The sequence below is a fragment of the Streptomyces sp. NBC_00234 genome (genome assembly GCF_036195325.1).
Taxonomy (GTDB): Bacteria; Actinomycetota; Actinomycetes; order Streptomycetales; family Streptomycetaceae; genus Streptomyces.
This window is the reverse complement of record NZ_CP108101.1, coordinates 4,072,170-4,084,633: the sequence shown is the minus strand read 5'-3', so window position 1 is coordinate 4,084,633 and position 12,464 is coordinate 4,072,170. Positions and strand designations below refer to the sequence as shown.

The following is a 12,464-nucleotide window of genomic DNA, read 5'->3' as shown; positions in this document are numbered from 1 at the left end:
TGCGGTGGCAGCGAGGACCGAGCACGAAACGCGGACCGGCGAGCCCGTGTCCCCGGAGCGCCGCGGAGACCGCCACCCCGTAGCCGCCGTCGTCAGCGTCTTCGGCGAGCTGCTGATCACCGCCGGTCTGGTGCTGGGCCTCTTCGTCGTCTACTCGCTGTGGTGGACCAACGTCCTCGCCGACCGCGCGGCCGACAAGCAGGGCGACACGGTGCGCGGCCACTGGGCGGAGGGACGCGGACCCGGAGCCCTGGACACCAAGGACGGCATCGGCTTCCTGCACGTCCCCGCCATGAAGAACGGCGAGGTGCTGGTCAAGAAGGGCACCGACACCAAGTCGCTGAACGACGGCATCGCCGGCTATTACACGGACCCGGTGAAGTCGGGCCTTCCCTGGGACGAGAAGGGCAACTTCACGCTCGCCGCGCACCGGGACGGGCACGGCGCCAAGTTCCACAACATCGACAAGCTGAAGACGGGCGACGCGATCGTCTTCGAGACCAGGGACACCTGGTACGTCTACAAGGTCTACGAGAAGCTCCCGGAGACCTCGAAGTACAACGTCGACGTGCTCCAGCCGGTGCCGAAGGAATCGGGCGTGAAGAAGCCCGGCCGCTACATCACCCTGACGACCTGCACTCCGGTCTACACGTCGAAGTACCGCTACATCGTGTGGGGCGAGCTGGTGCGTACGGAGAAGGTCGACCGGGACCGCACCAGGCCGGCGGAGCTGCGCTGAGCAGGCCGGCCTCCTGACGCGGTCCGGCAAAAGGGCCCCGCCCACCTTCCGGTGAGCGGGGCCCTCTGGCGTGTGCGGGTCGTGCGGTCAGCCTCCGAGGCCGGAGGGGCCGCCGAAGATGTTGCCGTCCCCGCCCCCGCCGTCGACGGTGAAGAGCGCTACCGAGCTGCCCTTCGCCACCGGGGTGTTGGGCGCCGGGTTGCTGTTGGCCACGATGGCGTTCGGCTTGTCCACGGCTCCGGGGCCGAGCGTGACGACCAGACCGAGGCCCTCCAGCTGGCCCTTCACGTCCTGGTACTTCTTGCCGTAGATGTCGCCGGGGATGGTGACCTGTTCCGGCTGCGGCGGGCCCTTGGAGACCTTCAGGACGATCTGGACGTCCTTGGCCTGCTTGCTGGGCCCGGTCGGGGTCTGCTCCAGGACCGTGCCCACCGGCTCGTTCGAGTCGATCTCGGCCTTCGAGACGTTGCTGAAGCCGATGGCGTTGAGCTGGGCCAGTGCCGCGTCGTACGTACGGGTGCGTACGTCGGGCAGGTTGAGGGTCGCTTCCTTGGCCACCGAGATCGTGACCTCGGACTCCTTCTCGGCCTTCGAGCCGCCCTCGGGGTTCTGCTCGACGACCGTGTCCGGGGTCTTCTCGGACTCGACCGACTTCACGTTCACCGTGAAGCCCAGGTCCTCCAGGGTCTTACGGGCGTCGGACTCGGTCTCGTCGGTGACGTCCGGAACCTCCACCTTCGGCGCTCCGGTGGAGACGACGACCGTGACGGTCTCGTTCTCCCCCATCTTGCCGCTCTCCGGCGTCTGGCTGCAGATCTTGCCCTTCTCCTGGGCCTCGCAGGGCTCCTTGCCGCCGACCTTGAGGGTCACACCGGCGTTGTCCGCGAGTTTCTGCGCTGCCGGCACGGTCGAACCGACCATGTTCGGCACGGTGACGTCGCCGCTGCCACCGCCGTTGGAACCGAAGACGGACTTGCCGATCAGGATGGCGCCGATCAGTACCAGAATGCCCGCGACGACCAGGAGGATCGTCGAGGTGTTGCTCTTCTTCTGGCGCCGGCGGTCCGGGCGGTCGTCGTATCCGTAGCCGTCGTCCGCGTTGACCGGCGGCAGCATCGACGTCTGGGCGCTGTTCGGGTCGGCCTGGCGCAGAGCCGTGGTGGGCTGGTCCTGGTTGTAGCCGCCGTAACCGCCGTAGCCGGCCGCTCCCATCGCCGCCGTGGCCGCGACCGGCTGACCGTCGAGGCACGCCTCGATGTCGGCCCGCATCTCGTCGGCGGACTGGTAGCGGTAGTCGGGGTCCTTGGTGAGGGCCTTCAACACGATCGCGTCCATCTCGGGCGTGATCTCGGGGTCGAAGTTGCTCGGAGGCTGCGGCTCCTCCCGCACATGCTGGTAGGCGACCGCGACGGGTGAGTCCCCGACGAACGGCGGCCGGACCGCGAGCAGCTCGTAGAGCAGGCAGCCGGTGGAGTACAGGTCGGAGCGCGCGTCGACCTGCTCGCCCTTGGCCTGCTCCGGGGAGAGGTACTGGGCGGTGCCGATGACAGCGGCGGTCTGCGTCATGGTCATGCCGGAGTCGCCCATGGCGCGGGCGATGCCGAAGTCCATGACCTTGACCTGGCCGGTGCGCGTCAGCATGACGTTCGCCGGCTTGATGTCGCGGTGGACGATCTGGGCGCGGTGCGAGTACTCCAGCGCCTGGAGGATGCCCACCGTCATCTCGAGGGTGCGCTCGGGCAGCAGTCTGCGACCGGAGTGCAGCAGCTCCCTGAGCGTCGACCCGTCGACGTACTCCATCACGATGTACGGGATGGAGACCCCGTCGACGTAGTCCTCGCCGGTGTCGTAGACGGCGACGATCGCGGGGTGGTTGAGCGAGGCGGCGGACTGGGCCTCACGGCGGAACCGGGCCTGGAAGGACGGGTCGCGGGCCAGATCGGCCCGGAGCGTCTTCACGGCGACGGTGCGGCCGAGCCGGGTGTCGTGCGCGAGGTAGACCTCGGCCATGCCACCACGGCCGAGCACCGAGCCCAGCTCGTACCGGCCGCCGAGGCGACGCGGCTCTTCCATACGTTCCAGCCCTCTCCGTCAGTCCCGACCGCACCCGTGTGTGGTCCGGCGGTGCGCTGTTCGCGCATACGCTACCGGGCACGCGCCAGGTGATCGGCCCGCCCCCGTCAGCTGATATCTGACCGGTATCCCAATGTGCTGGTATGACGGCCGCTGTGACGGTCATCACTGACTGTCGACGACCGCCTTCATCACATTCCTGGCAATCGGGGCGGCCAGGCCGCCACCGGAGATGTCGTCCCGGTTGGCGTTGCCGTCCTCGACCACCACGGCCACGGCGACCGGGGAGCCGCTGTCCGTCTTGGCGTACGAGATGAACCAGGCGTACGGCTTCTCGCTGTTGTTCAGACCGTGCTGGGCGGTACCGGTCTTGCCTCCGACAGTGACGCCGTCGATCCGGGCGTTGGTTCCCGTGCCGCTGTTGACGACGGTCTCCATCATCTGCTGGACCTTCTGGGCGTTCTCACCCGAGAGCGGCTGTCCGAGCTGCTCCTTCTCATGGGTGTAGATGACGTCCAGGTTGGGTGCCTGGCGCTCGGCGACCATGTACGGCTGCATGAGCTTGCCGTCGTTGGCGATCGCGGAGGCGACCATGGCCATCTGGAGAGGGGTGGTGCGGTTGGACGCCTGGCCGATGCCCGCCATCGCGTTCTGCGGCCGGTTGTCCTTGGGGTAGATGCTCGCGTCGGCGCGGACCGGAGTGAAGATCTCCTTGTTGAAGCCGAACTTCTCGGTCTGCTCGATCATCTTCTCGTTGCCGAGATCGTCGCTCATCTTGCCGAAGACGGTGTTGCACGACCAGCGGAGCGCTTCCCGGAGGGAGGCGTTCTCGCACGGGATGTTGCCCTCGTTCTTCAGCGGGACGCTCGTCTGCGGCAGCGTCCAGGGAAGCGGGGAGTCGGTCTTCGCGTCGATGTCGTCGTAGAGGCCGTTCTCCAGCGCCGCGGCGGCGGTGACGACCTTGAACGTCGAGCCGGGCGGGTAGGTCTCCCGCAGGGCCCGGTTGAGCATCGGCTTGTCTTTGTCCTTGAGAAGCTTCTGCCGCGCGTCCGAGTCCTTGAGGGTGTTGCCCGCGAAGACCGAGGGATCGTACGAAGGCGTGCTGGCCAGGGCCAGAATGGCGCCGGTCCGCGGGTCGATCGCCGCGACGGCGCCCTTCTTGTTGCCGAGGCCCTCGAACGCGGCCTTCTGGGCGGCACCGTTCAGCGTGGTGACGATGTTGCCGCCGGTCTTCTTCTCGCCGGTGAACATCGAAAGCGTCCGGTCGAAGAAGAGCTGGTCGTCGTTGCCGGTGAGGATGCCGTCCTCGAGGCTCTCCAGCTGGGAGGCGTCGAACGCCTGGGAGGAGTACCCGGTGACGGGCGCCCACATGGGGCCGTTCTTCCAGACCCTCTTGTACTTGAAGTCGCTTCCGGTGGTCTCGACGGAGCCGGTGACCGGATTGCCGTCCACGATGATGTTGCCGCGCTCGTGCGCGTACCGCTCGATCTGGACGCGTCGGTTGTGCTTGTGGCTGTTCAGCTCGTCGGCGCGGACGTACTGGAGCCAGTTGTCCCGGATGAGCAGGGCGAGGACGAGGACGCCGCAGAAGATCGCGATCCGGCGCAGAGGCTTGTTCACGGCCGGACCACCTGGGTCATTTCGGCATCCGGGGAGGGAGCGGGGGCCGGCGCGGGGCGGCGGGCGGTGTCGCTGATCCTGATCAGGATCCCGATCAGCGCCCAGTTCGCGATCACGGACGAACCACCTGCCGCGAGGAACGGCATGGTCATGCCGGTCAGCGGGATGAGTCCCATGACGCCGCCGGCGACGACGAAGACCTGGATGGCGAAGGAGCCGGAGAGACCGACGGCGAGGAGCTTGCCGAACGGGTCGCGGGCTGCGAGCGCCGTACGGACACCTCGCTCCACGATCAGACCGTAGATGAGGAGGACGGCCATCATGCCGGCCAGCCCGAGCTCCTCGCCGACGGTGGCGAGGATGAAGTCGGAGTTGGCGGCGAAGCCGATCAGGTCGGAGTTGCCCTGGCCGAGGCCGGTACCGAGGGTGCCGCCCGAGCCGAACGCCATCAGGGACTTGGCCATCTGCTCGCTCGCGGCCACCTTGTCCCAACCCGCGAAGGGGTCGAGCCATGCCTCGACGCGGTCCTGGACATGCGGTTCGAACGAGGCGACGCCGACTGCGCCGGCCGCGGACATCACGAGGCCGAACACGATCCAGCTGGTGCGCTCGGTCGCGACGTACAGCATGACGACGAACATGCCGAAGAACAGCAGGGAGGAACCGAGGTCGGTCTCGAAGACCAGGATCAGGATCGAGAACGCCCAGACCATCAGGATCGGTCCGAGGTCGCGGCCTCGCGGCAGGTACATCCCCATGAAGCGGCGGCTGGCCAGCGCGAGGGCGTCGCGCTTGACCATCAGGTATCCGGCGAAGAAGACCGTGATGATGATCTTGGCGAACTCGCCGGGCTGGATCGTGCCGACACCGGGGATCTTGATCCAGATCTTGGCGCCGTTCACGGCCGGGAAGAACATCGGCAGGATCAGCAGGAACAGCGCCACGACCATGGAGATGTACGTGTAGCGCTGGAGGAGCCGGTGATCCTTGAGCGCCACCAGCACGACCACCAGCAGCCCCACACCCACTGCGGAGAACAGCAGCTGCTTGGAGGCCGCGGGGACGAAGGTGTCCAGGGCCTGGAAGCGCTCGGACTGGTCCAGGCGCCAGATGAGCGCCAGCCCCAGTCCGTTCAGCAGGGTGGCCAGTGGAAGCAGCAGCGGGTCCGAGTACGGCGCGAACTTGCGGACCGCCAGGTGTGCCACGCCACCGAGCAGTGCGAGCCCGATTCCGTATCCGAGCATGCCGGAGGGCAGCTCGCCGTTGAGGGCGAGGCCCACGTTGGCGTAGGCGAACACCGAGATGGCGACGGCGAAAACGACAAGCGCCAGCTCGGTGTTGCGGCGGCTCGGTGCGTCGATCGCGCCGATGGTGGTCGTGTTGGTGACAACGCTCATGGTGCTGAGGCCCCCTACGGCTTACTGCTTACCGCACTGCGGGACCAGCTTTTTCTCTTCCTCCGAGAGGCTGGGGCCGGGAGTGGGAGTCGCTGCGGTCGGCTTGGTCCCCGTCGCGGAGGACGTGGCGGAAGTCTTGTCTGCGGGAGCACCGGCGGTGCCCCCGGCCTCGCCCTCGCCGGTGCGGGCACTGCTGTCCGCCTCGGCTGCGCGGCGCTGGGCGTCCTTCTTGCAGGCGGACGCCTGGGCGGCGAGTTCGCCGACCTTCTTGCGGGCGTCGGCGAGGCTGCCCTCGGCGATGGTCGCCTCCACCTGCTTGCGCTGGTAGGGCGGGAGGTACTTGAGCTCGATCTCGGGGTGGTCCTTCTCGACCTTCGAGAGGGACACCCAGGCGAGGTCCTGGCTGATGCCGCGGTACAGCGCGACGTTCTCGTCCTTCGCGCCCACGTAGTACTGCGTCTGGGTCCAGCGGTAGCCGCCGTACAGACCGCCGCCGATGACGGCGAGCGCGAGGACGGTGTACAGGGACCGCTTCAGCCACTTACGGCCGCCGCGCGGTTTGACGAAGTCGTCGTCGGTGTACGAGTCGAAGGCGCCGTTCGGCGCCCCGTAGCCGTTGTCGTCGCCGCTGCCGGGCGGGCCGAAGCCGCCGGCGGGCGGCGGGACGGGGCGGCCGAGTCCGGCCGCGCGTCCCGCCGGGGTCTGCATGGCCCCGCCGTCGTTGTGCTGGGCGGCCTGGTTCTCGGCGACCGCTCCGACGATGACCGGGGTGTCGTTGAGCTGACCGGCCAGGGTGTCGTTGCTGTCGACGTCCAGGACGTCGGCCACGATGCAGGTGATGTTGTCGGGGCCACCGCCGCGCAGAGCCAGCTGGATGAGCTCCTGGATGGTCTCCTGGGGGCCCTGGTAGCTGGCCAGGGTCTCTTCCATCGTCTGATGGGAGACGACGCCGGAAAGCCCGTCGGAACAGATCAGATAGCGGTCGCCGGCACGGACCTCACGGATGGAGAGGTCGGGTTCGACGTGGTCGCCGCTGCCCAGCGCCCGCATCAGCAGGGAGCGCTGAGGGTGGGTGGTGGCCTCTTCCTCGGTGATACGTCCCTCGTCGACGAGGCGCTGCACCCAGGTGTGGTCCTGGGTGATCTGGGTGAGCACCCCGTCACGCAGGAGGTAGGCGCGCGAGTCGCCGACGTGGACCAGGCCGAGGCGCTGACCGGTCCAGAGCAGGGCGGTGAGCGTGGTGCCCATGCCCTCCAGCTGGGGGTCCTCCTCGACCATCAGCCGCAGCTGGTCGTTGGCACGCTGGACCGCCGTGCCGAGCGAGGTCAGGATGTCGGAGCCCGGCACGTCGTCGTCGAGCTGGACGAGCGTGGAGATCACCTCGGAGCTGGCGACCTCACCGGCCGCCTGGCCGCCCATGCCGTCGGCGATGGCGAGAAGGCGGGGGCCGGCGTAGCCGGAGTCCTCGTTTCCTTCCCGGATCATGCCCTTGTGCGATCCGGCGGCGAAGCGCAGGGACAAGCTCATGCGCACCTCGCCCGTCGGTTCGGGGTACAGCCGGTCTCGAGCCACACTGCCCACCCTCCGGTCGGGAGCCGGGCCGGGTCCGTCGTAAGGACCGCCGCGGCTCGCTCGCTCCGCTCGCTCATTGTCGTACTACTTCCGCAGCTCGATGACGGTCTTGCCGATGCGGATCGGCGCGCCCAGCGGAACAGGCGTCGGGGTGGTGAGTCGGGTCCGGTCGAGATACGTGCCATTGGTGGACCCGAGATCCTCGACGATCCACTGGCCGTCACGGTCCGGGTAGATCCTGGCATGCCTGCTGGACGCGTAGTCGTCGTCCAGCACGATGGTTGAGTCGTGCGCCCGGCCCAGGGTGATGGTCTGGCCCTGGAGCGCCACCGTAGTACCGGTGAGGGTGCCTTCGGAGACGACCAGTTTGGTGGGTGCCCCGCGGCGCTGGCGCCCGGGCTGCTGGCGTTGCTGCGGTGGGGCAGCGGATGGTTGGCGCCCCTGCTGCGGGCGCGTGTCGGTGGCAGTGCGGCGTGAGCCGCGCTGCGTGACGCGCGTTCCGAACAGGTCGCTTCTGATGACCTGGACGGCCACGATCACGAACAGCCACAGAACAGCTAGGAAACCTAGCCGCATGACCGTCAGGGTCAGCTCTGACATTGCCCCCGCTTCACCCTTCGGCTTGCCGGTAAACGATGGTGGTGCTGCCCACGACGATCCGCGAGCCGTCGCGGAGCGTAGCGCGGGTGGTGTGCTGCCCGTCTACCACGATGCCGTTGGTAGACCCGAGATCCTGGATCGTCGAGGGCGTTCCGGTCCGGATCTCACAGTGCCGGCGGGATACGCCGGGATCGTCGATCCGCACGTCGGCGTCGGTGCTTCGTCCCATCACCAACGTCGGGCGGGAGATCTGATGGCGGGTGCCATTGATCTCGATCCAGCGCCGTACCTGTGCGTCCGGCAGGGGGCCGGGTGCGGTCGGAGGGCGCCGGTCGGTCGAGGGACCGCCGGGGCGCCCGGTGCTCGGCGGCGGGGCCGCGGGCATGGGCGGAGCGGCGGTCGGGGGGTAACCGTAACCGCCGGGGCCCTGCGGGGCGGCAGGCCGCCCGGGGCCGGGCCGGTTCGGCTGGGCGTGCTGGGGAGGGCCACCGTGCTGTCCGGGCTGGCCCTGCTGTGACGAACTCGACGCCAGGGTCCGGCTGCGGACACGGTAGAGCCCGGTGTCGAGGTCGTCGGCCTTCTCGAGGTGGACCTTGATCGGGCCCATGAAGGTGTAGCGCTGCTGCTTGGCGTAGTCCCGCACGAGGCCGGACAGCTCGTCGCCGAGCTGGCCGGAGTACGGGCTGAGCCGCTCGTAGTCGGGCGCGCTCAGTTCGACGATGAAGTCGTTGGGTACGACGGTTCGCTCGCGGTTCCAGATGGTGGCGTTGTTGTCGCACTCACGCTGGAGAGCGCCCGCGATCTCCACCGGCTGGACCTCGGACTTGAAGACCTTGGCGAAGGTGCCATTGACCAAACCTTCGAGACGCTGCTCGAAACGCTTCATGACTCCCATGGGGCACCTCCTCCGGTGTCGTCATCCCTGTACTGCTTACTGATCGTATCCACGCGTCGGGAAATCGGCTGGTTCCCCTTGTCTGCCCAGTGGATGAGTGTCACCCCTCACACGGATCGTAGAGGTGGCCTCCTCACAGTGTCCCGCACCCGGGGTGCAGTCAGGAGGAGTGGGGGGCGGAGGCTCCGCGTTCCCGCTTCCCCTCATGTGTTCGCCAAAACAACGGATGTGAATCCACCCAGTCCATCGTGCTAATCTTCCGGATGTCGCCAGGCGCTCACACCAAACGGTGAGAGAGTCTCAAAACATCACTCATGCGCGAGTGGCGGAACGGCAGACGCGCTGGCTTCAGGTGCCAGTGTCCTTAGGGACGTGGGGGTTCAAATCCCCCCTCGCGCACAACGAAGTACCGATGGTTGGTGCTTGGTAGTAACGCAGAAACGGTCGTCATCGTAATCACGATGGCGACCGTTTCGTCGTTGTACGGCAGGTGCCCAGGTCGGGTCGGCCGGGTTGGTGCCGGGTTCCCGGCCAGGTGCTTGTTTCACGTGAAACGCCCGCTTTGAGCCGGGCGGGGCCGCGAGGTGCTGTTCTGCCTCGCGGCCCTCGTGCGTTGCGTACGTCTCAGGCGGCGAGGCGGGAAGCCAGGGCCTTGGCCTTCGTGGCGGCGTCGGTGAGGGCCTTGGCACGCGAGGTCTCGGCGAGGGGGACGAGCTCAGCCATCGACGGCTGGGAGTGGGCCAGCGTCAGCTCGGGGACGATGAAGTCGACCTCGGCGCCGAACATGCCCGTGAGCAGCTTCTCCAGGTAGTTCTGCACGAACTCGAAGGATTCGCGAGGGGTGCCGGGGGCGTACGAACCGCCGCGGCTGGCGACCACGGTGATCGGGGTGCCGGTGAGCGGGCTGTCGGGACCGGCGTTGTGCCCGACGATGATCACCTGGTCCAGCCACGCCTTCAGGGTGGACGGGATGGAGAAGTTGTACATCGGGGCGCCGATCAGGACGGCGTCCGCAGCGGCCAGCTCGGCGGCCAGTGTGGCGCGCAGCGGGTCCTCGGCGCCTGCGGCGGCGGCGGAGGCGTCCAGGTGGGGCAGCGGGTCGGCGGCGAGGTCCCGGTACACGACCTGACCGTCCGGGTGCTGCTCCAGCCATGCCTGCACAAAGGTGGCGGTGACCTCGCGCGATGCGGAGCCCTGGGGGAAGACGGCGGAGTCGAGATGCAGAAGCGTGGCCATGGGGGGTCTCCACAGATATCGAGGGTGGGGAGGGCTGGTACGGCCGGTGGTGATGAGTGTCACCGGGCAGCCCGGTTTTCCGTACGTACCTATGAATAGCATAGTCCCTTACTTTTCATAAGTCCCTCACGACGGCGCAGTACTCTGGGGGCATGGCGGATCACGGCGGAGAGGCATGTCGGCGGGTTGACGTGGGCATCAGTCGCGTCTTCGGGCTGTTCGGCAAGCGCTGGACGGGCCCGATCGTCTCGGTGCTCCTGCAGCAGCCGGTTCATTTCGCGGATCTGCGGCGTGCGATTCCGGGCATCAGTGAGCGCATGCTGTCGGACCGGCTGTCCGAGCTGGGTGCTGCCGGACTGGTGGTCCGTGAGGTCGACGAGGGGCCGCCCCTGCGCGTCTCGTACCGCCTTACGGAGGCGGGCGCCGCGATGGAGCCGGCTCTGAAGGAGCTCGGCCGGTGGGCGGACACGTATCTGACGGGCGAGCCGGGCGGCTGCTGACCTGCCCCCCTCCCGCAGGTCGGGAAGCCTGTCCGGACCGGCGGACGGCTACTGCGGCGGTGTCTCGCCCGCGTCGTTGTAGCGCAGGAGGTACTGCGCGAACTGGGAGAGGTCGTCCGCCGTCCAGTCGCCCAGGCGTTGCCGGTAGGCGGCCCTGCGGCTGGCCTTGGTGGAGGCGAGCGCCTGCGTTCCGGCCTCGGTGGGATGCAGCACCTGGATGCGGTGGTCGGCGGGGTCCGAGTGGCGCTCGACCAGGCCCAGTTTCTCCAGGGCTCCGATCTGCCTGCTGACGGTCGACTTGTCGAGCATGTAGTGCGCGGCCAGATCGGCGGCGCGGCAACCGTGCTGTTCGTCGATGTGGGACAGCAGCGTGTACGAGACCAGGGGCAGTTCCGGGTGCAGTCGCGCAGCCGCTGACCGTGCGCGGCGCGCGAAGGCGGTCAGTTCGCGCTGGATGACGTCCAGCGACTCTTCGCGTTCCTCGGGCGTACCTGTCACGGATTCACCTTTCTCGATTGCGGTTGTATAGTACAACGAAAGTTGAGTTGTAAAAGCCAACCATTAGTCGATCATTGGAGCTGTTCTCGATGTCCGCAGGCCCGAACGACGCTTCCGGCTCCACGGCCGCTGCGCTGCGACATGTTCTGAGCCATCTCGTGACGCCGTTGCTGATGTGTGTGGGCATGGGCTTCGCCTACCTGGGGGCCTTCCACGCCCCGGCGCCGCACGATCTGAGGGTGGACGTGGTCGGCTCGGGTCCGAGCGCCCAGGTGCTCGCGCAGACCTTGCAGGACAAGGGCGACGGCGCGCTGAGCGTGCGCACGGTGGCCGACCGCGCGACGGCCGTGGAACACCTCGGTACGCAGACGAGTTACGGGGCCTACCTGCCGGGGAAGAGCCCGGAGCTCCTGGTGGCCACGACCTCGTCGGACACCAGCGCCATGGTGGTGGAGAAGGTCTTCACCGGGGTGGCGGCCGGGCAGGGTGCCCCGCTCAAGGTCACGGACGTGGCTCCGCCGGCGGACGGGGACCCGACGGGACAGGGCATCTTCTTCCTGCTGGTCGTGCTGAGCATCGGCTCGTACGCGTCGGTCGCGGTGATCGGTGGCGCGGGCGCGGCGCTGGCGCTGCGGATCAGGGCCGCGCTGGCGGTGGGTGCCTCGTTGGTGGTGAGTGTGGTCGGCATGGCGTTCGCGGGGCCGGTCTTCCACCTCGTGGATCACGGGCTCGGCGGGCTCTGGGCGATGGCCTGGCTCTACTCGGCGGGCATTCTGCTGATCGGCGTCGGACTGCACACCTTCCTCAAGCGCTGGACGACGCTCGGCCTGATGGTGCTGTTCGTCATGCTCAACTTCACCAGCTCCGGCGGCATCTTCCGGCCCGAGGTGCAGCCCGGATTCTTCGGTGCACTGCACTCCTTCTGGAACGGTGCCGGTTTCGTCGAGGGCGTACGCAGCCATGTGTACTTCGGCGGCCACGCGCTGGGCGGTCACCTGATGGTTCTCACGCTGTGGTTCGTGGCGGGGCTGGCCCTCATGGGCCTGGCAGGACGGGCCGAGGCGCAGCGACGTCGCGCCGTCGCCGAGTCGGCGCGCAGCGCGGCCGGGATGTCCGGCGCTCCGCGGTCGGAGGCGCGCCCCGACCGGGCGGACCTGTCGAAGGGATCGGACCGGCTGCGGGCAGGAGCCGACGCGGAGGAGGAGATGGAGGAAGCCGTCGGTGTGTGACCGGCGTCCTTCCGGCGGTGGTGCGGCCCTGTTCGGGGTTGTCCACAGGGTGATCCACGACTTGTCCACAGGGACGGACGGCTGTCGGCGAACGGCGGTACCGTC

At 68.2% G+C, this 12,464-nt stretch carries 11 protein-coding genes and 1 tRNA gene; 4 read left to right on the top strand and 8 right to left on the bottom strand.

Translation table 11 applies throughout. The features are described 5' to 3' along the window. Positions 1-4: 4 nt before the first annotated feature. Positions 5-739, top strand: a complete 735-nt coding sequence (locus OG230_RS17810) for a class E sortase (RefSeq protein WP_328911224.1) — start codon at positions 5-7, stop codon at positions 737-739. A gap of 87 nt (positions 740-826) precedes the next feature. On the opposite strand, the gene pknB is transcribed toward OG230_RS17810, so the two are convergent. From pknB to OG230_RS17780, 6 genes are all read right to left on the bottom strand, one after another. Next, entirely contained in the window at positions 827-2,812 is a 1,986-nt protein-coding gene (gene pknB, locus OG230_RS17805; RefSeq protein WP_328911223.1) for a Stk1 family PASTA domain-containing Ser/Thr kinase, read from the bottom strand. 165 nt (positions 2,813-2,977) lie between these two features. Then, positions 2,978-4,432 (bottom strand): peptidoglycan D,D-transpeptidase FtsI family protein, encoded by a 1,455-nt coding sequence (locus OG230_RS17800; RefSeq protein WP_328911222.1) that lies wholly within the window; start codon positions 4,430-4,432, stop codon positions 2,978-2,980. Continuing rightward, positions 4,429-5,829: an FtsW/RodA/SpoVE family cell cycle protein gene (locus tag OG230_RS17795; RefSeq protein ID WP_328911221.1), complete on the bottom strand. Its 1,401-nt coding sequence runs from the start codon at positions 5,827-5,829 to the stop codon at positions 4,429-4,431. Before OG230_RS17795 ends, OG230_RS17800 begins: the two co-directional genes overlap by 4 nt. A gap of 21 nt (positions 5,830-5,850) precedes the next feature. Next, entirely contained in the window at positions 5,851-7,356 is a 1,506-nt protein-coding gene (locus OG230_RS17790) for a Stp1/IreP family PP2C-type Ser/Thr phosphatase (protein WP_328911220.1), read from the bottom strand. 129 nt (positions 7,357-7,485) lie between these two features. Continuing rightward, positions 7,486-8,001, bottom strand: coding sequence for an FHA domain-containing protein FhaB/FipA (locus OG230_RS17785; RefSeq protein ID WP_328911219.1), 516 nt, complete (start codon positions 7,999-8,001; stop codon positions 7,486-7,488). 10 nt (positions 8,002-8,011) lie between these two features. Continuing rightward, entirely contained in the window at positions 8,012-8,896 is an 885-nt protein-coding gene (locus tag OG230_RS17780; protein WP_328911218.1) for a DUF3662 and FHA domain-containing protein, read from the bottom strand. A 316-nt stretch (positions 8,897-9,212) separates the two neighbouring features. On the opposite strand from OG230_RS17780, the gene OG230_RS17775 reads away from it, so the two are divergent. Continuing rightward, positions 9,213-9,295 (top strand) — tRNA-Leu (locus tag OG230_RS17775). Between the two features lie 225 nt (positions 9,296-9,520). Here OG230_RS17775 and OG230_RS17770 read toward each other — a convergent pair. Continuing rightward, positions 9,521-10,132 carry an FMN-dependent NADH-azoreductase gene (locus OG230_RS17770; RefSeq protein WP_328911217.1) on the bottom strand — a complete coding sequence of 204 codons (612 nt, stop codon included), beginning with the start codon at positions 10,130-10,132 and terminating at the stop codon, positions 9,521-9,523. 152 nt (positions 10,133-10,284) lie between these two features. Here OG230_RS17770 and OG230_RS17765 point away from each other — a divergent pair, with 152 nt between their 5' ends. Further along, on the top strand, positions 10,285-10,632 hold the full coding sequence (locus tag OG230_RS17765) for a winged helix-turn-helix transcriptional regulator (RefSeq protein ID WP_328911216.1): 348 nt from the start codon (positions 10,285-10,287) through the stop codon (positions 10,630-10,632). A gap of 48 nt (positions 10,633-10,680) precedes the next feature. On the opposite strand, the gene OG230_RS17760 is transcribed toward OG230_RS17765, so the two are convergent. Beyond that, positions 10,681-11,130 (bottom strand): MarR family winged helix-turn-helix transcriptional regulator, encoded by a 450-nt coding sequence (locus OG230_RS17760; protein ID WP_328911215.1) that lies wholly within the window; start codon positions 11,128-11,130, stop codon positions 10,681-10,683. 89 nt (positions 11,131-11,219) lie between these two features. On the opposite strand from OG230_RS17760, the gene OG230_RS17755 reads away from it, so the two are divergent. After that, positions 11,220-12,359: a hypothetical protein gene (locus tag OG230_RS17755; RefSeq protein ID WP_328911214.1), complete on the top strand. Its 1,140-nt coding sequence runs from the start codon at positions 11,220-11,222 to the stop codon at positions 12,357-12,359. Positions 12,360-12,464 lie beyond the last annotated feature (105 nt).